20 protein-coding genes and 1 pseudogene are annotated in these 16,961 nt (G+C 37.1%); 6 read left to right on the top strand and 15 right to left on the bottom strand.

What is annotated here, in order from left to right:
* The first annotated feature begins 12 nt into the window (after window positions 1-12).
* Window positions 13-171: a DUF1540 domain-containing protein gene (locus tag G3O09_RS15910; protein WP_163102531.1), complete on the top strand. Its 159-nt coding sequence runs from the start codon at window positions 13-15 to the stop codon at window positions 169-171.
* 124 nt (window positions 172-295) lie between these two features.
* Here G3O09_RS15910 and G3O09_RS15915 read toward each other — a convergent pair whose 3' ends face one another.
* Window positions 296-940, bottom strand: coding sequence for a nitroreductase family protein (locus G3O09_RS15915; RefSeq protein WP_163102468.1), 645 nt, complete (start codon window positions 938-940; stop codon window positions 296-298).
* 25 nt (window positions 941-965) lie between these two features.
* Window positions 966-1,802, bottom strand: a complete 837-nt coding sequence (locus G3O09_RS15920) for a VOC family protein (protein ID WP_163102469.1) — start codon at window positions 1,800-1,802, stop codon at window positions 966-968.
* Between the two features lie 155 nt (window positions 1,803-1,957).
* On the opposite strand from G3O09_RS15920, the gene G3O09_RS15925 reads away from it, so the two are divergent.
* Window positions 1,958-2,275 (top strand): winged helix-turn-helix transcriptional regulator, encoded by a 318-nt coding sequence (locus G3O09_RS15925; RefSeq protein ID WP_163102470.1) that lies wholly within the window; start codon window positions 1,958-1,960, stop codon window positions 2,273-2,275.
* Window positions 2,276-2,337: 62 nt separating this feature from the next.
* On the opposite strand, the gene G3O09_RS15930 is transcribed toward G3O09_RS15925, so the two are convergent.
* The 4 genes from G3O09_RS15930 to G3O09_RS15945 form a co-directional block, all read right to left on the bottom strand.
* Window positions 2,338-2,658 (bottom strand): hypothetical protein, encoded by a 321-nt coding sequence (locus G3O09_RS15930; RefSeq protein ID WP_163102471.1) that lies wholly within the window; start codon window positions 2,656-2,658, stop codon window positions 2,338-2,340.
* Window positions 2,643-3,665, bottom strand: a complete 1,023-nt coding sequence (locus G3O09_RS15935) for an anti-sigma factor (protein ID WP_163102472.1) — start codon at window positions 3,663-3,665, stop codon at window positions 2,643-2,645. Before G3O09_RS15935 ends, G3O09_RS15930 begins: the two co-directional genes overlap by 16 nt.
* On the bottom strand, window positions 3,662-4,153 hold the full coding sequence (locus G3O09_RS15940) for a sigma-70 family RNA polymerase sigma factor (protein ID WP_163102473.1): 492 nt from the start codon (window positions 4,151-4,153) through the stop codon (window positions 3,662-3,664). Before G3O09_RS15940 ends, G3O09_RS15935 begins: the two co-directional genes overlap by 4 nt.
* A 95-nt stretch (window positions 4,154-4,248) precedes the next feature.
* Window positions 4,249-4,716 (bottom strand): hypothetical protein, encoded by a 468-nt coding sequence (locus tag G3O09_RS15945; RefSeq protein ID WP_163102474.1) that lies wholly within the window; start codon window positions 4,714-4,716, stop codon window positions 4,249-4,251.
* Between the two features lie 146 nt (window positions 4,717-4,862).
* On the opposite strand from G3O09_RS15945, the gene G3O09_RS15950 reads away from it, so the two are divergent.
* Complete coding sequence (locus G3O09_RS15950) at window positions 4,863-5,804, top strand: glycerophosphodiester phosphodiesterase family protein (RefSeq protein WP_163102475.1); 942 nt, start codon at window positions 4,863-4,865, stop codon at window positions 5,802-5,804.
* A 19-nt stretch (window positions 5,805-5,823) separates the two neighbouring features.
* On the opposite strand, the pseudogene G3O09_RS15955 reads toward G3O09_RS15950, so the two are convergent.
* The 3 genes and pseudogenes from G3O09_RS15955 to G3O09_RS15965 all read right to left on the bottom strand — a co-directional run bounded on the left by G3O09_RS15955 (window position 5,824) and on the right by G3O09_RS15965 (window position 7,897).
* Window positions 5,824-6,469: pseudogene (locus G3O09_RS15955) on the bottom strand (uracil-DNA glycosylase).
* A 112-nt stretch (window positions 6,470-6,581) separates the two neighbouring features.
* On the bottom strand, window positions 6,582-6,722 hold the full coding sequence (locus G3O09_RS15960) for an FbpB family small basic protein (RefSeq protein WP_163102476.1): 141 nt from the start codon (window positions 6,720-6,722) through the stop codon (window positions 6,582-6,584).
* A 563-nt stretch (window positions 6,723-7,285) separates the two neighbouring features.
* A complete protein-coding gene (locus G3O09_RS15965) occupies window positions 7,286-7,897 on the bottom strand; it encodes a TetR/AcrR family transcriptional regulator (RefSeq protein WP_163102477.1) in 612 nt (203 codons plus the stop codon).
* Between the two features lie 187 nt (window positions 7,898-8,084).
* Here G3O09_RS15965 and G3O09_RS15970 point away from each other — a divergent pair, with 187 nt between their 5' ends.
* Complete coding sequence (locus tag G3O09_RS15970; protein ID WP_163102478.1) at window positions 8,085-8,561, top strand: GNAT family N-acetyltransferase; 477 nt, start codon at window positions 8,085-8,087, stop codon at window positions 8,559-8,561.
* A 30-nt stretch (window positions 8,562-8,591) separates the two neighbouring features.
* Here the strand turns inward: G3O09_RS15970 and G3O09_RS15975 are convergent, their stop codons facing one another.
* The 6 genes from G3O09_RS15975 to G3O09_RS16000 all read right to left on the bottom strand — a co-directional run bounded on the left by G3O09_RS15975 (window position 8,592) and on the right by G3O09_RS16000 (window position 13,849).
* Entirely contained in the window at window positions 8,592-9,407 is an 816-nt protein-coding gene (locus G3O09_RS15975; protein WP_163102479.1) for an alpha/beta fold hydrolase, read from the bottom strand.
* Between the two features lie 633 nt (window positions 9,408-10,040).
* Window positions 10,041-10,670 carry an SDR family NAD(P)-dependent oxidoreductase gene (locus G3O09_RS15980; protein WP_163102480.1) on the bottom strand — a complete coding sequence of 210 codons (630 nt, stop codon included), beginning with the start codon at window positions 10,668-10,670 and terminating at the stop codon, window positions 10,041-10,043.
* Window positions 10,667-10,765, bottom strand: coding sequence for an SDR family oxidoreductase (locus tag G3O09_RS22785; RefSeq protein ID WP_163102481.1), 99 nt, complete (start codon window positions 10,763-10,765; stop codon window positions 10,667-10,669). The genes G3O09_RS15980 and G3O09_RS22785 overlap by 4 nt, the downstream gene beginning before the upstream one ends.
* Window positions 10,766-10,793: 28 nt before the next feature.
* On the bottom strand, window positions 10,794-11,687 hold the full coding sequence (locus G3O09_RS15990; RefSeq protein WP_163102482.1) for a DMT family transporter: 894 nt from the start codon (window positions 11,685-11,687) through the stop codon (window positions 10,794-10,796).
* 224 nt (window positions 11,688-11,911) lie between these two features.
* Window positions 11,912-12,490 (bottom strand): GNAT family N-acetyltransferase, encoded by a 579-nt coding sequence (locus G3O09_RS15995; RefSeq protein WP_163102483.1) that lies wholly within the window; start codon window positions 12,488-12,490, stop codon window positions 11,912-11,914.
* Between the two features lie 108 nt (window positions 12,491-12,598).
* A complete protein-coding gene (locus G3O09_RS16000) occupies window positions 12,599-13,849 on the bottom strand; it encodes an MFS transporter (RefSeq protein WP_163102484.1) in 1,251 nt (416 codons plus the stop codon).
* Window positions 13,850-14,208: 359 nt separating this feature from the next.
* Here G3O09_RS16000 and G3O09_RS16005 point away from each other — a divergent pair, with 359 nt between their 5' ends.
* Together G3O09_RS16005 and G3O09_RS16010 are read left to right on the top strand one after the other, a co-directional pair.
* The gene (locus tag G3O09_RS16005; protein WP_163102485.1) at window positions 14,209-14,979 is read left to right on the top strand and encodes an ABC transporter ATP-binding protein; all 771 of its coding nucleotides are present in this window, start codon (window positions 14,209-14,211) and stop codon (window positions 14,977-14,979) included.
* A complete protein-coding gene (locus G3O09_RS16010) occupies window positions 14,954-16,879 on the top strand; it encodes an FtsX-like permease family protein (protein ID WP_163102486.1) in 1,926 nt (641 codons plus the stop codon). Before G3O09_RS16005 ends, G3O09_RS16010 begins: the two co-directional genes overlap by 26 nt.
* The last annotated feature ends 82 nt before the right edge of the window (window positions 16,880-16,961 follow it).

The raw sequence follows: 16,961 nt of genomic DNA on the forward strand, positions 1-16,961 counted from the left end.
GGTGTAATGAATATGGCACAAGATGTATTATGTGAAGTAAGAAATTGCGTATACAACAAAGAAGGTGAACGTTGTGGCGCATCTCAAATTTTTGTTGTCAGCCATAAGGGCAAAGAAGCTGACAACAGTAGAGAGACTGACTGCAAAACGTTTGAACCAAACGGAATATAATATGGAAAAGAGACAATCATTTAGTGGGTTGTCTCTTTTCTTTATTCTTATTATTGATAATAATTATCATTCTTATTCAATTATCTAAAAAAATAAACCTCGCTTTTACGAGGTTTATTTTCAATTATTTATAAACTTTCACACGATCATCAACAGATTTAAACTCTTTTTCACCAGCTGGGGCAACAGGCTTTCCAAAAGGCATTTGAGCAATTAGTTTCCAGCTATCCTCAATATTCCATTGCTTTTTCACTTCTTCATCAATTAGTGGGTTATAATGCTGCAATGTTGCACCTAAACCTTCTAATTCAAGAGAAGTCCACACAACATACTGAAGCATTCCAGATGAATGTTGAGACCATATTGGGAAATTTTCACTATAGGTAGGGAATGCATTTTGTAAACCTTCTATTACACTTTGGTCTTCGAAAAATAAAACTGTGCCATAGCCACTCTTAAATGCATTCATTTTCTCTTCGGTTGGTACAAATACGTCCGCTGGTACTATTTTTCTTAATGTTTCTGTTGTTATATTCCATAATTGATCATGATGTTCTCCTAATAATACAACCACTCTTCCGCTTTGGGAGTTAAATGAAGATGGACTGTGCTTTACTGCATATTCAATGACCTCTTTAACTCTTTCATCTGAAACAGGTGATTCCTTGCTAATTGCATATATAGAACGTCGATTTTTAACTGCATCGTAAAAATCCATTCCTTCTTTTGATTGCTCACTTTTTCCAAATAATTGATTTAATAATCCCATGTTGATCTCTCCTTATTATTGTTATTTAAACTGATAAGACAATTTGATTTCCTGAAGGATCTATTGTTTTCCAATGTTCCCTTTCTTGAATTACCAATGCCCCCAGCAATTTAAGCTGTTCTATAATTTTGCTGAGCTTTTCGGCATCTCTGAATTTGATGGTGTAATGTATCATTCCTACACTATTTTCTGATGCCGCCGGAGCCCCCACTCCATTCCAAGTATTCAATCCAATATGATGGTGATATTGATCGTAAGAAATGAAAAGTGCTTGCCCACCGTATCGTGTAACTACATCAAAATCCAATCCTTCTGTATAAAACTTTTCTGACTCTTTCAACTCCGAAACATGTAAATGGATGTGGCCAATAGTAGTACCAATTGGCATAGCATTCCATGCTTTACCTTCAGAAACGGATAATAGATTTTTTACATCTAAAGGGATAGTAGCCATTTTTACTTCTCCGTTAATCCATTTCCAAGTATCTGACGGACGGTCAGCGTAAACTTCAATTCCATTCCCATCAGGGTCTGCGAAATAGATTGCTTCACTTACTAGGTGATCGGAAGCACCTTGTAATGGATATCCGCTTTTGATCATGTGATGTAAGAAGCTACCTAATTCGACTCTGTTAGGTAATAAAATAGCAAAATGGTACAACCCCGACCTCCTAGCCTCCTTCGGCTTTATTCCATCTGGCTGATGGATATAAAGAAACGGCGTTTTGTTAATTCCTAACGTAGCTTTGCAGTCTTCTCTATCTATAACTTGAAACCCTAGAACTCCTTGGTAAAATTGAATGGATCTATCAAGGTCGACTACTTTAAGTGAAATTGAATCTATTGTGATTTGAGGTTTCATAGGTTCACCTTCATTTCTTTATTTTGAAAGTAACTTACTTTATGTAAGTAAGTATATGTAAGTTATTTATATACGTCAAGTAATTAATTTATAAAATATAATATTTTTATTTTTTGTAAACATTAGTTATAATATGGTCATGGGAGTGATCAATTATGAACAAATCCTCACTTTGTCCAAGACTTGAAAAAGCAATGTCCATAATAAGCCAACGATGGACAGGACTAATTATTTATCAGCTTTTTTTAGGTCCACAAAGATTTAATACAATAGAGTCCGCTATCTCGATTAGCGGTAGAGTCCTTTCCGAGCGATTAAAAGACTTGGAACAACAAGGCATAGTCAAACGTGACGTCTATCCGGAAACACCGGTTCGTATAGAATACTCTTTAACCGACAAAGGCAAAGCACTTGAACCTGTTCTAAAAGGAATTGAAAGCTGGGCTCAGGATTGGATTCCTTCGGTAGAATAGTTAGAAAAAACGGCCGATACCCCAAAAAAATCCCGATTACGCAAAAACGTAATCGGGATTTTTTATGGTTTAGCATTAATCGACCATGCTAGAACAAACATAAAGAATATAAACACAAATATGAACAAATTCAAGCAGATTCCCCATCCTGCGTATAGGCGTGATCTTTTTTGGGTGAATAATCCAACTATACCAAATACAAAACCTAAGAAAGGGATAACACCTAAAAATAGAGATGGAAAAGTTTCTGTTTCAAGTATCAGTGTAGCATTTAAGGCCGCCATGGATATTAAACCTAAAACAAAAGAGATGAACCCTGTAAGGGTAGGAAGTACCCTATTTCTTTGATACATTTTAGATTTGCTCTTTATTCCCAATTCCATAGTTTCACTTCCCCTACCTTCATGGCATGTATTTCATGTATCTTTTCCATTTTTCTTAGTTCTGGTGTTGGACCAGTGACTACTGCTCCATAAGCATGGATTCCGTTCTGTTCAATATAAGCAATTCTCTCATCCAAGCTCAAATTTTTGGCCCTCGATATTTTTGCAGCCACATCTTCACGTTTTTCTAGTTTTCGAAGAATGTCCATGAAAACTTCTTCATTGCTTTTGTCTCTGCCATTAAAAGGAGACCAAGTGGTCGTATCGACCTGTGCAGGATATCCAATGGGAGAAACAGGGCTTCCACTTTGATCAAGCATTTTCTCCTCTACTCCTGTATCAACTGCAATCCAACGAAGCTCTACATTATTAGGCAGCAATTGTTCAATATCCTCCTGCTTCATAGTTTTAGTAAACGAAATATAGAGTTCTGAAACAGTACCATCTGGGAGACCCTTCAACATTTTCCATTGGGAAAGGGAATAAAAGGGTATATTGGATTTTGGATGTACCAATATTTCTTCCTCTGCTGTAGGATTTTCTGCCAATGGACGTTCCACCATCATAGTCTTTTTTGGATTCCTTGCTTCGTCAAAAGTAAAGTCCACATCATATGAACCGACCCGGTAGTCCTCCATTCCGATTTTTTTGTACACATCAAACAGTATTTTCATCTCAAAAAAACCGATTTCCTCTTCTATATCCATTTCTTCAATGCTCACGTTTGGTTCGGTTACATATATGGTGTTCCCCGTCACTTCTATAAGCTCATCCGCTCTGCCACCAAAGCCATAATACAAATAAGTTGCTAATGTGGCACATGGAATGATCAATAAGAGACATGCCAATGTAATCATAATATTAGTCATTCTTGCTGTATTTTTTCCAATTTGTACAATTTTTTTTTGTTGTTCCTCTGGCAAATAATGTGATCTATCTAGATTTTCCTTAGATTCCAGAAGAATTCTTTCATATGTGTCTAGGTCTTTCTTTTTGTCGTCGCTCACTCTTGTATCTTCCTTTCTTTTACCATTTTCATAACCTTTTTCCTACCGCGATGAAGATGACTTTTCAATGTGTTCAATCTTAATTCCAAAATATCTGCAGCCTCTTGATAAGATAATTGATTCAAATCGCATAATAACAAGACATGCTTTTCTTTTTCTGGAAGAGTATGAATTACCTCGAGCAGTAAATTAAGTCCTTCTTTCTCAATTATTCTTTGTTCGGGTGAAGATTTTTGATCTAATCCTTCAATGAGGTTCTGTCCCAATACAAGGCGATTGCTCTTCCTTTTCTCATCAATAAAAGCGTGATAAGCAACCTTGAATAACCAACCTCTTATTGATTGAATTTCATAATCTTCTAATTGGATGTAAGCTCGATAAAAAGCCTCTTGAACGAGATCTTCTGCCGTAAAATGATTTTTAGAAAGTGAATACAAGTAGCGGTATAAATCATTCACGTGGGTCTTATATATTTCATCAAGATTCATACCCGCTCCCCCTTTCACATTATCCACGTTTTACCATATCAAAAAGTTGCAGATATTATCTAAAAAAATAAAAAAGCTATCCAATATTGGATAGCTCATCCTTTCAATTCATCTAGATCCTGCTGCAACAGCTTCTTATTTTCAGCAACTGTTACTTGATCAAGTAACTCTAGAGCATGTTCTAATGCTATTTGTTTTTGTGGATGATTCCCTAGGACACCGTGTGCTCTTGCTTCTGCTTCGTAAGCATAGCCTCTATAGAATGGTGGTAGCTCTGCTTCATCACTCACAGCTATGCATTTTTTGGCATAACGTAATGAATTTTCACCTTGACCAACAACAGCATAAACCCTTGAAAGTTGCCAATAGCCGATGGAAAGATTGGTTTTTGTATGGTCTTCGACTTGTGTCCAGTGCCAGAACGAACTATGGCACATATGGATCATCTGTTCATTCTCTTCATCGTTTCTGTTCTTTTTGTCTAAGAAATCCCATACTTTATTAAAACAAGCTGTTGCCAATTGTTTATGTGAATAGTTTTTTGTTTCAGTTTGATTGCTCACAAATATCACCTCACTATACGTATTCGTTTTTCTCGGACTAAAATCCTTTTTCCATTAATATTAGAGGTGATTAGGGACAGATAACGAATTATGTAAGAGTAAATCAAACTAGATTAAATCTTTTCATGATATGAAGGGGAATGAACATGCAAGTACAAACAAATCCAGTCATTATCCAAAAGAAAAAAAACAAGAAAAATATTTTGGTGGTAGTTTTAACAACCATCATCCTGTTCATGGGGTGTGTAAATTTCTGGTCGGTTGAAAAGCGGAATTCAATGCCATTTTTTGAGAACACTCGACCTATGGTCATCGCTCATCAAGGAGGAGAAGATTTAGCTCCTTCCAATACAATGGTCGCCTTTCAACAAGCCGTAGATATGGGTGTGGATGCGCTAGAATTCGATATCCATATTACGAAGGATGGAGAGCTAGTCACCATACATGATCCAACTGTAGACCGAACTACAGAAGGAGTCGGGAAAGTAGCAGATATGACTTTAGAGCAAATTCAAAAGCTTGATGCTGGTTATCAATTCCAAGACTTAGATGGGAATTTTTCTTTCAGAGGGAAAGGCGTTTACATTCCTACTGTAGAAGAAGTCTTTTCCACATACCCAAACATGAAAATGGTTATGGAAATTAAAGATGACAACCCTAGGGAAAAAATCGAAGAGATTGCAGCTAAGCTTTGGAAACTGATTGAGACTCATAAATTGCAGGATAAGGTATTGATTGCGGCATTTGATCAATCCATTGTAGATACTTTCAATTCTTATTCAAAGGGCAAGGTAGCCATTGCAGGCGGAAAACAAGAAATTAAAAAATTTGTCGTGTATCATACTTTGTTTTTACGAAACCTGTATCAACCAAAAGTAGATGCAATTGAAATTCCTACAAAAGAAAGCATTTTCGACTTAACTGAGAAAAGGCTAATCGACGGAGCCCATCGAAGAGGCATGGATGTTCACTATTGGACGATTGACGATAAAGCTCAGATGAAACAACTGATTGAAAAAGGCGCAGATGGAATTATTACCAATCGTCCAGATTTAATGCTTCAGTTGTTGGATGAAATGGGTTACTAAAGAATTGATGAAATATCCTCTATTCACCCTGCTGTAACCAATTTTTCAATCTCTCCATATCTTGGTGAATTAATTCACGTAGACTAGGGTTATAAAAGATTGAGGCAGGGTGGAAGGGTTGGATAGATCAAATAGTCTTTCTCACTCCACACATAAATCCCTTCTTCCTGAGAAGCAAGACGAAGGATTGGGCTGTTAATGAATTGTCCATGGAAAGCAGTCACTGAATAACTTGAACCTAGCAACCTCTTCAGTCCGACATTGCCTAGTGTCACTATTAGAGGAGCATCTACATGAAGAGTTTCATAATCCAATAAAGGTGCATGTGCAAGTATTTCTCTTTGAGTGGGTGGACGATTATATTTTTTCTTAATGATAGTCCCATTTCGTTCCCTTTTTTCTCCCCATTTATAGGGACGGCTTCTGACAGCACTTGTAATATATACCTCATCCCTACTGACACCAGCCATTTCTAAAAACTTCATCAGCTCCTTGCCAGCCCTGCCACTAAAGGGAATTCCATTGCCAATCTCTGTCTCACCAGGAGCTTCACCTACGAGCATCAAATTGGGATGTTTCGGTCCAGTACCATATACAAATCCCTCCACAGGGTAATTAGATATTCTCTTCTTTCCGAATTCGGCCAACTCTTCTGGTATCCTCATTCAATCACTTCCAATTTTCAATCATGTCCTATTCATTTTGCCTTTAATTATATGCTTCAAACCTAAAAAGACCAGACAGGTAAACTGTCTGGTCATCTATTCGAAAAAGGCATTATCTTTTCAATTTACGGAGATATCGATTTTCAACCTTTTCTTCTATTTCTTCAAGTAATTTCTTATCTTTTAAAATCATTTTTTTATTATGGGAGACTAAGTCATCAAACTTCTTTCGTCTCGCATGCCGAGTTGCCATAAAATTAATCCTCCAACTATTCCAGCTAATAGCTTAGATTTGAACTTTCACCTGCTTATACTCCATTAGACGAATGCGCCGGAGAAAAGTTGCAAAATACTAAAAATTTGTTCAACTTTTATACCGCCACTATGCAATCCATTTCAAACTCTGCTTCATCTTTATTATTGTGCATAGTTTCAGCCCCCTTTTTGGAGAAAATTAGGTCAAGGAGTAAAGCGACCATTAAGTTTATTTTAAGGTTAATTAACAGAATAATCAATATTATTATAAAATAATTTACATTTTTTGGCTTTGATAAATGACTATGTTAAAGCACATTGTTGTTTGGAGCGGAAGGCCGAGATTCCTCGAAAATACATTCGTATTTCCTTCGTGCGGTGTAATTCAAGGATGCTGTTCAATGTCCTTGGGAAAATCTATACAAGGGAGTATTCGCAGGAGCGAAAGTGCGCCGAGTAGGCTCCCGTACCGCCAACGGAAAGCGAGCGCATGGAGCGGAAAAACAAAAGACTAGTTACAGAGCCTAATAAAAAAAGGTACCTCATCTGGGCACCTTTTGCTTATGCTTTAATTTTTGTAAAATACATATTTTTCATCTCAGTCAATACAGGTTTATACGGATAATCTCCATAAACGATTTGTAGGCTGACACCATCAATCAAAGACCAAAAGATATCTGCATAAAGCTCTGGATTGAAATCCTGAACAAATTCACCCGATTGTTGTCCCTCTAATAATATTTCGGCAATTAAGGGAATGAAATATTCTTTCCTTCGAACATTCAAGATTGAGATAAGATCTTCACTCCTTGAAGAATGAAGTTTAAATTCAAACTGAACAACCGAATTTTCAATATTTCTTTTAACAGTTAAATCACGGTCTAGGTAAACTCTAAATAAATACTCCATTTTCTCATAGGCCGTATTCTGGCGATTCAGTTCACTCGTTAATTCCTCTAGAATACGTTTAGTATTCGCACCCATAAGCTCCAGATATATTTCATCCTTACTTTTGAAATAGTTATAAATAGCCCCTTTACTAATACCTGAATGAGCAACGATGTCGTCAATTGTAGCGGCTTCAAACCCTTTCTTTGCAAAGCAGGCTAGCGCGCTCTTCAAAATCTCTTTTTTCTTTTTCTCTTTGTATTCATCAGATACGATAGGTGGCAATGTGTTCCCTCCTCTAACTTTCCGTTCTTATTCCTCTATCTATTAATTAAAACATACTTAAAATACTGTCACAATAAATATTAACCTATCTGTATAAAAATTGAATTTACCCTTAAAATTCATCTTCTAATATTCATTGTTTTTGTTATATTATGGAAGAGTCAATCCATAAAGTGAGGAAACCAATATGAACGTAACTCTAGAGGTAATTTCTATCGATCAAAAGGAAACTCTTAAAAATCTTTATGCTCTTTACCTACATGACCTTTCCTTATATTCAGATGAACTTGCCCCTAACAAGGAAGGATTATTTGAATTCGATGCATTTGAACAAATTTGGGAAAAGGATGGTATCAATCCATATCTCATAAAAGCAGATGACAAATTAGCTGGTTTTGTATTACTCTTAGGAGCACCTTTACTTAAAAAAGTTGATTACTGCATTAATGACTTCTTCATCCTTAACGCTTATAGAGGAAAAGGGGTAGGAAAATCGGCGGCTCGACAGATTTTTAACATGTGCAAAGGTGATTTTTTCATTGAGCAACTTTTATCCAATCTCCCAGCCGTACATTTTTGGAAGAAACTTTATTTGGAGATGGGTATTAACTTTAAAGAAGAAACGAAAGAAAGGACTACATCACAGACATTTCAAAATACTTAAGTAGAAAAAGCAGGGAACTCAACCCCTGCTTCAGTCCTGTATTCTTTTCAGCCAATTACCAATTAAATCTTTCACTAATTCTCTCTGCTCAATTTGAAGAAGATGTCCCGCTTGATCTAGAACAGAATAGGTTGCATTCGGAAATTTATCGAGCAATTTCCAAACATCCTTAAAACCACAAATAGAATCTTGTCTTCCTAAAATAAACAAAGACGGTTGTTCCATTGAGTCTATTTCTAAGAAAGGTTCATCTTTCAACAAATATCTGTCCTCTCTCCAATTAGACCCAAGAAACTCCCTATTAGCTAGCAATCTTCCAGGATGAATTTCTTCCATAAAGATTCGGAGATTATCAGCTGTTTGATAGACTAGTAATGTTTCAAAAGCAACTCGGATATCCTCATCGACTTTCATTAAAGCGGCCTCATCCTTATGTATCACAACTTTTTGCGGTACATTTCTCTCTGTACCATGGATAGGCGGGGCCATAAGAGCAATGCCTTTGACTTGTTTTAGCTTTGCATGCATGATCCCTTGCGCTAAATACCCCCCCCCGAAAGACATTCCTAATAAAGCAAACTTTTGATTCGGAAATGTTGAATCAATGAATTCCAGCAGATTTTCCAGCATATCGCTAGATGAATTTACCGATGAATCAATCATGCTCTTCCCATGAGCTGGAACATCGATATAAATTCGTTGAAAATCTGATTCCTTCTGAAAAATTGGCTCCATCCAAGTTTTCATGGAAAGATGATCCGTGCCCATTGCATGTAGGACTAACAACGGAAGTCCCTCCCCACAAACCTCATAAAAAACGCTGCCTTTCTTTACTTTGCATTCCATTAATAATCCCCCGGTCGATAAATACGAGTTTGTTATAATATTCCACTAGATCGCAACCTATTTCCATGTGTACTTCTAGAAAAAAGGATTTTTCATTTTTGTTGAGTCTCGGAAACCAGCTGAATTTTCACGTGTATCAAAAAATTGTGGTTCTAAAAAACGAATTCAGGTTCTAAGAAGCGAATCGTGGTTCTAAAAAACGAATCCCTGTTCTAAAAATCGAATCAAGCCAGTAAAAAGCGCAAATCTCTACTAAAAAGCACAAATTTCCCGCAAAAAGCGCAAATCTGCAGTAAAAAGCGCAAATTCACATTATAGTGCACAGTTAGAGAATGAAAACTCAAATTGGCAAGGAATTATCATTAAAAAGGCCAAAAATTGAAGAGGATTTAGCTAAAAGAACGAAAAAATTTGGTGAGAAGCAATCATTAGATTACTTTCAGACCAGCTCGATCCAAAATACTATACAATTTCCCACCGATTTCTTCATTTCCCCTCTTCAGACATTGCCACTCGAATGCTTTCTTCCCTAAACCTACAGTCCACAGGAAAAAATAAAGGAAAAATATATGAAGCACCAAAAATCCAATAAAAAAACGCTTGGATGCTGAACTGCACCCCAAGCGCCGCAACTTATATCGTAAATCCACCATCCACAATAATAGATTCACCATTTACATAAGAACTTAGGTCAGATGCTAGAAATAACGCGACTTTAGCAACATCCATAGGAGTTCCTGCTCTTCGTAAAGGAATTCGTTTCATAATGTTTTCTTTGACTTGTTCATCCTTGACCCAATTAAGAGGAGTTTCTATAAATCCGGGAAGTATGCAGTTGCTACGTATTCCTTCGGGTCCGTATTGGGCAGCTACACTTTTAATGATAGCCTCAATTCCCGTTTTGCTTACTCCGTAAGGAACAGAATGACTGGCAGCCCGGACTCTTCCTGAAATGGAGGAAGTGCCAATGATTGCACCGGATTTTTGCTTCACCATTTGGGGAATTACTTCTTTTATCATATGAAAGCAACTTGTTAAGTTAGTTTGTATAATAGTTTCCCAGTTTTCATCAAGTGTGGCTTCTATGTTTCCTATATGCGGGTTGATGCCTGCATTACTGAACAGTATGTCAATTGATCCAAACTCTTGGATAATCGTTGTAATCGAACGTTTTATGGCTTCATGATCACGCATATCGATTTCAATCGCAGTAACGTTTTTGAGATTAGATACATTATGTATACAAATATCAAGGACGATCACTTTTGCTCCTTGTTCAACAAATAGATCGGCTGCGGATATAGGCCGATGCCTGAATTCCCTCCAGTAATGATAGCAATCTTATTCTCTAGTAACATACTAAACCTCCATCAATTGGATATCGCTTTATCTCGATGGTTGTTTCCTAAACTTCGGCAATGTTTGATCAGAGATTAAGAAAATACTGCCCAATATGATGAAGAGTCCGACAATCATGCCCCAAGTTATAGTTTCTTTAAGGAATACCATCCCCCACACTATACCAAAAAATGGGATAAGAAGTGTAACACTAGCCGCTATGGTCGGTCCTGCGCTTTCAATTAAATAGAAATATAGAAGGTAAGCAAATGTAGTACAGAATAGGGCCAATCCAATCATTGAGAATACAGCTATTGGTGTTACTGCTTGAAAAGATTCTTTCCAAAAGATAAGAGTGACTGGTAACAATATGAGGGTAGCCCCTACCTGCTGCCCAGTTGCCAGGGATAATGAAGGTACACCCGCTAAATATTTCTTCGTATACACACCCGCAAATCCGTAAGAAACGGTCGATAATATGGAGATGAAGCAAGCTATGATAATATTTAGAGTAAACGGCACTGAGCTCCACCCTACTAATAATGCTACTCCAAAGGTACCGATGAAAATCCCTAACCATTTTCGTATAGTCATGCTCTCACCCAGCCACCCCCATGCCACTAAAGCTGTAAATAGAGGTGTCATGGAGTTTAAAATTGCAGACATGGAGGCAGGCAATTGCAAGGCTGCCACTGCAATGAATATCGATGGGATTACTGCGTTTAAAAGTCCAATTATTAGATACTGTTTCCAGCGTTTCTTCCATTCAAGAGATTTATTGACTGATATCATATAGATTAATAAAGCCAGCGCTGCAATAGTAACTCTCCCTTGAATAGTTAGGAATGGTCCTAGAACTGGTGAAGAAATCCGGATAAAGAGAAAGGACGCTCCCCAAAGCGCCGCCAATCCGAATAAGGTCATCATTTCATTTCGTTTCATGTTTCCCCTTCTCTCTGCCTAATAAATTTATTACTCTCTTTATATCATTCCTTATTAATTATGACATCCAAATTCTTGCTTTTTAATTAGTATAGGGATAAAGAAAGGGCCAATCCTCCTAAATCAACCTTATTTCAACTGGAATAGGCAACTAGTGGTATTCTTCTACGTTAATAATTTGCAAAAGTGAAAAAGCAGGAGTAATAACACTCCTGCCTAGTTATTTAATCTAAATTACTTAATATATTCTCACGATCTGAGTTCTCTTCATAAGTCAGCACTTCTGCAACCGGTTGATAGGATTCCCCATAAAAATGCTGATCCTTATAGGTATGGATATGTTCATATGTCTTCTTCATTGCCTCATATACCATTTCTTCTGTTTCATGATGTGGAGCCCAATAAAGGATTTCCATTTCATTTATTTCCTTAGTTGCAAGGGACCTTCTTCGATAACCAATGGATTGTGCGTGTTCAAATCCCTCTCTTTTGTAAAAGTGAAGGCGTTTGGCCGTGTCAGTGTCTTCATAGTTAACAGGTTCTACTTCAAGAATAATCGGCTTTTCTTTTTGCTTCAGTTTCTTTAGTAGCTTTCCTCCTAGGCCTTGCCCTCGTGACTCTTTGGATACAAATAGATAATCAATAAAAATGAAAGTAGGTGTTTCCACATAAAGCAAGACATGATGTGGACCCTCATCCTTATGATAGATTGATGATTTCTCATCCAATAGTGTTTCTATATGCTCCTTTGATTTCATTTCTTCAATAGGGAAATACTGATTTAATTTTTCATACCAATGCATATGTAATCTCCTTCCATCTTTCTGTCCTATCAGGTATTATTTGAAAAAATTGTCCAATACATCCATAAAATAATGATAAAGGACACGCAATTATTGCGTGCCCCAATTTTAGGCTGTTCGTCTTTTAAATGGACGAAGCTTCTGCCGATCAATATAAAGTACAACAAACAAAAATGAGATTCCACCCACTATTCTAAGAACTGTGGAAATGATCATAGCACTATTCATGGAGTACGCCTCTAATAAATAAACCCCAAATTGAGGTGCAATAAACCCCATTCCTGCAATTAAGAAATTATAATTGGCAATAAAACTCGTTCTGTTATGATCGGGTGACACATGGAGTAGCTGGTTAAATAACAGCATGACGGTTCCTGCGACAAAGATTCCAGTCAGTAAATTAATTAAAGTCAAATAAATTAGGTTTTTTGAAAGGATGGTCAATATCGGGGCTGATGCCATACCAATTCCAGCGACTGACAGCATGACTGAGTTCCCCCATTTTTCCGCACTTCTTCCCCACCATTTATAGCTTGCCATCTGCGATATTTGATTAGCGACCGTGAAGAGACTAATCCAAAAAGCGGAAGCATGGGCATAATTAATCTGATAAATATTAAAAAGCGGCCAAGCCATTTGCCAGCCAAAATTAAACAAAATCGCACACACTAAAAAGTAAAAGTAAGGTTTATGTTTAAATATTGATAAGGAATTACCTAAACCTCTCGAGGTTTCTACCTTCATTCGTTGTAGTGGGATTTCTTTATGCTTGATTAAATAGAACACTTCAATCAATCCAAATATGAAACAAATAAGAAACACTACTTGATATGGACCAGGTAGATGTTTATCAAAAAATTGCATGATGAATCCAGTAAGGAAGGTTACAATCAACCCAACCAACGTTAAAACCCGATTTCGCTCACTAAAAAATGCTCCTCTTCTTTCATCCGGAATTAAATCCCCAATAAAGGACTGCCATGACAGCGTGGCAATAGCATTAGGTAAACCCATAGCCGCTACAACCCCCACCAAAATCCAAGCCTGCCATTCCCTATTTAAGAAAGGGATAAGCAAGAGTAAAAAAATAAAGAATCGAGCAGCGAAAATGGAAGCTGCCGTGAATCCTTTTTTACGATCCAGACGGTTAATCCACCAAGCACCTGGAATCATAGCTATCATGGTCATAAGCGATGGTAACGAACTGATTAAACCAACTTGATGGTTTGAAGCACCAACCACACTAATCGCCAATAATGGAATATAGCTTGTGACAATTCCGTTTGAAAATGTGGAAGCTGCCCCATTTAATATACTGTACTTTTCATTCAGCTTGATTATCTCAGGTGAATATCCCATTTCTGTCATCTTCCTTCTTTTAATTCGGGATTCGAAATGATTTACTTATATTTGGAGTGTACTCCTATTTCACGTAACTTTCTATGAATTTTCTTTATTTTTTAAAATTTATTTTGTCATAAGAAAAGAGCAAAATATCAACCTTACTAAAATGTAAGATTGTTGTAATGGAGAACAATGGGTTGCAATGCGTCCTTCCTATATAGTGAAGATAAGAAGAATACTAATTAGGAGTTGATGATGGAATGCGTGCACCTGTCATTACGAAATGGATTGCAGCGATGTATTCAGTAGTTGTTGGATTGATGATTTCAACAGCATTTATTTATTAAGTACGTTTAAATAGGAGGAAATATTTCATGGCACTTTTACAGGTGAAGAATGTAAGAAAAATCTATAAAGGGAATATCTCGTTTGAAGCCCTTAAAGAAGTCAATTTTTCAATTGAAGAAGGCGAATTTGTTGCGGTGATGGGTCCATCGGGGAGTGGAAAGACAACAATGCTGAATGTCATTTCCACCATCGATTCTCCAACCTCTGGGGAGATCTTTATTAACGGAATTAATCCGCACCATTTGAACGGAGACAAGCTTGCACAATTTCGACGGAAGCAATTAGGATTTGTGTTCCAAGACTACAATCTCCTTTCTACATTAACAGTGGGAGAGAACATCGTTTTACCACTTATTTTAGATGGAGTGAAGGAAAAAGAAGCATCCAAGAGATTATGGGATATTAGCACAAGGCTAGGAATTGAAAGTCTAATTGACAAAAGGACTTATGAAATTTCCGGTGGCCAGGCTCAAAGGACAGCCGTTGCCCGTGCCCTTATTCATAAACCTGCACTCATCCTTGCCGATGAACCAACAGGAAACCTAGATTCTAAAGCATCAAAGGATGTTATGGAAATGATGGTGCAAATGAACAAGGAGCTTAAGACCACCATGATGATGGTGACACACGATGCGTTTGCCGCAAGTTATAGTGACAGAGTCCTTTTCATAAAAGACGGACAGATCTTTAATGAACTGTATAAAGGTGAAAATCGATCTGTTTTCTACCAAAACATTGTCAATGTCCTGTCCATGCTTGGGGGTGAAAACCATGAACCTACTCTCATTCGCGTATAGAAATGTTAGCAGGAGCAAGCGAACATATGGAGCTTTTTTCTTAAGCAGCTCCTTTTCTGTCATGGTGTTTTTCATTTATTCGATGTTTATCTTTCATCCCGAAGTAGAATCAGGCACTGTTGAAGCATTAGCAGTAAAGGCCATGAAAGTTGCCCAATGGTTGATTTATGTATTTTCATTTTTCTTCATTCTTTATTCGACAAGTGCCTTTCTTTCTGCCCGAAAAAAAGAGCTTGGACTACTATCCATGCTTGGCATGACGAATAAAAAACTTCGTTTACTAGTTTTTATGGAGAATATGTTCATTTCATTCTTCTCTATTCTTACCGGTATAGGATTTGGATTACTTTTCGCTAAAGTTTTTTTGTTGCTTGGTTCTAAGTTTTTAGGGCTCGAACCGCTCTCGTTTTATATTTCCTGGAAAGCTCTTTCCTTAACAACGTTTGCCTTCGTAGCTTTATTTTTGACTATAACTATATTTACTTCATTGATGTTGAAGCAAACCAAATTAATCGAACTGTTAGTTGGAAGTGCCAAGCCGAAAAAGGAACCGAAAGCATCTATTTGGCTTTCACTATTGGCAATCATTCTCTTTGGTATTGGCTATTACCTAGCGATTACGACTACTGAGAATAATATGGTTTTACGACTTCTCCCATGCGTTGTATCAGTTACGCTCGGAACCTATCTTTTCTTCACGCAAATGAGTGTATTTATTCTTAAAAGATTGAAAAAAAGCCGATCGTTTTTTTGGAATCGCACAAGGATGCTGATCATTTCAGACCTAGTTTTTAGAATGAAAGACAATGCGCGAATGTTTTTCCTTGTTACGATGGTAGCTACCGTAGCGGTTTCAGCCGTTGGGGCGATGGCATCTTTAAATGTGTATTCTAAACAATTCGAGACTAACCGGCCTTTTGCCCTGACATATTTATATTCTGAAGAAGACCCCTTACACGAAAAAAATCTTGGAACCATTGAAAGGGATATTAAAGGAATGGATTATCAGAAGGTAGAGGTTCATGGGAAAGAGGCTATAAGCGGGAATTCGAAAAATAAAGTACTGCTTATTCCCCTGTCTTCTTATAATGAAATTGCGACAGCAAAAGGGTATAAGACTATTCAACTAGTAGAAAACGAGGCGATGATTGTTCCTGCCAATCTTAAATATAAGAGTACAATTGATGCAAGTCCTAGGGATATCCCCCTTGCTGAAGAAAACGTAACTCTTTCGTTAAAAGGGATGGTGGACCAACCGATCTTTAATCAATACTCCATTTACGTCAATCAATTGGTTGTTCATGATGAAGTGATAAAAACATTAGCCAAAACTAAACCTTTTCATTATGTTGGATATATAATCGATGGTTGGTTGGAGAACTTCGAGCAAACCTCCCAAATTGGTGAACCGGTTCGTGACCAAGTAATAAAAAACTTTGAAAAACTCCAAAAAGGCGAAATTGACCAGCCTCCATTTACTTTTACTTCGGCTGGCTATGATTATAAAATGACAAAATTAGCTTATCGTACAATGATGTTTATCGGTTTACTTGTAGGTGCGGTGTTCTTTATCGCTGCAGGCAGTTTTATTTATTTCCGGTTATATACGGATCTTGAAGAGGACCAAGTTCGTTATAGAGCGATTTCTAAAATTGGACTAACAGACAAAGAGTTAAAAAAAATCATTACTTCCCAGCTCCAATGTCTATTCTTTATCCCTATCTTAGTAGCCGTTATCCATAGTCTCTTTGCTTTCACAGCCCTGCAAAGTCTATATACTTTATCGATCATTAAAGAATCGTTAATTGTCATCTTAGTGTTTTTCATTGCGCAAATCCTGTACTTCCTTTTAATCAGACAACGATATTTTGCCCAGGTAAAAAGGAAAATTGTCATCTAATGGAAATAGAATGTATACTTGATTTAAGCCCTCTTGATCACTGGCTAAGAGGGTTTTTTGGTAGAATTGATCGGCTGAGTGA

It is taken from the genome of Peribacillus alkalitolerans, assembly GCF_010882125.1.
In the GTDB taxonomy this organism is placed as follows: domain Bacteria; phylum Bacillota; class Bacilli; order Bacillales; family DSM-1321; genus Bacillus_BN; species Bacillus_BN alkalitolerans.

Excerpts from the sequence above, each read along its gene's own strand:
- G3O09_RS16010 (WP_163102486.1), top strand. The coding sequence starts at position 14,954 with ATGAACCTACTCTCATTCGCGTATAGAAATGTTAGCAGGAGCAAGCGA.
- G3O09_RS15995 (WP_163102483.1), bottom strand. The coding sequence starts at position 12,490 with ATGCATTGGTATGAAAAATTAAATCAGTATTTCCCTATTGAAGAAATG.
- G3O09_RS15960 (WP_163102476.1), bottom strand. The coding sequence starts at position 6,722 with ATGGCAACTCGGCATGCGAGACGAAAGAAGTTTGATGACTTAGTCTCC.
- G3O09_RS15925 (WP_163102470.1), top strand. The coding sequence starts at position 1,958 with ATGAACAAATCCTCACTTTGTCCAAGACTTGAAAAAGCAATGTCCATA.
- G3O09_RS15920 (WP_163102469.1), bottom strand. The coding sequence starts at position 1,802 with ATGAAACCTCAAATCACAATAGATTCAATTTCACTTAAAGTAGTCGAC.
- G3O09_RS15990 (WP_163102482.1), bottom strand. The coding sequence starts at position 11,687 with ATGAAACGAAATGAAATGATGACCTTATTCGGATTGGCGGCGCTTTGG.
- G3O09_RS15950 (WP_163102475.1), top strand. The coding sequence starts at position 4,863 with ATGCAAGTACAAACAAATCCAGTCATTATCCAAAAGAAAAAAAACAAG.
- G3O09_RS16005 (WP_163102485.1), top strand. The coding sequence starts at position 14,209 with ATGGCACTTTTACAGGTGAAGAATGTAAGAAAAATCTATAAAGGGAAT.
- G3O09_RS15940 (WP_163102473.1), bottom strand. The coding sequence starts at position 4,153 with ATGAATCTTGATGAAATATATAAGACCCACGTGAATGATTTATACCGC.
- G3O09_RS16000 (WP_163102484.1), bottom strand. The coding sequence starts at position 13,849 with ATGGGATATTCACCTGAGATAATCAAGCTGAATGAAAAGTACAGTATA.
- G3O09_RS15910 (WP_163102531.1), top strand. The coding sequence starts at position 13 with ATGGCACAAGATGTATTATGTGAAGTAAGAAATTGCGTATACAACAAA.
- G3O09_RS22785 (WP_163102481.1), bottom strand. The coding sequence starts at position 10,765 with ATGTTACTAGAGAATAAGATTGCTATCATTACTGGAGGGAATTCAGGC.
- G3O09_RS15975 (WP_163102479.1), bottom strand. The coding sequence starts at position 9,407 with ATGGAATGCAAAGTAAAGAAAGGCAGCGTTTTTTATGAGGTTTGTGGG.
- G3O09_RS15930 (WP_163102471.1), bottom strand. The coding sequence starts at position 2,658 with ATGGAATTGGGAATAAAGAGCAAATCTAAAATGTATCAAAGAAATAGG.
- G3O09_RS15970 (WP_163102478.1), top strand. The coding sequence starts at position 8,085 with ATGAACGTAACTCTAGAGGTAATTTCTATCGATCAAAAGGAAACTCTT.
- G3O09_RS15915 (WP_163102468.1), bottom strand. The coding sequence starts at position 940 with ATGGGATTATTAAATCAATTATTTGGAAAAAGTGAGCAATCAAAAGAA.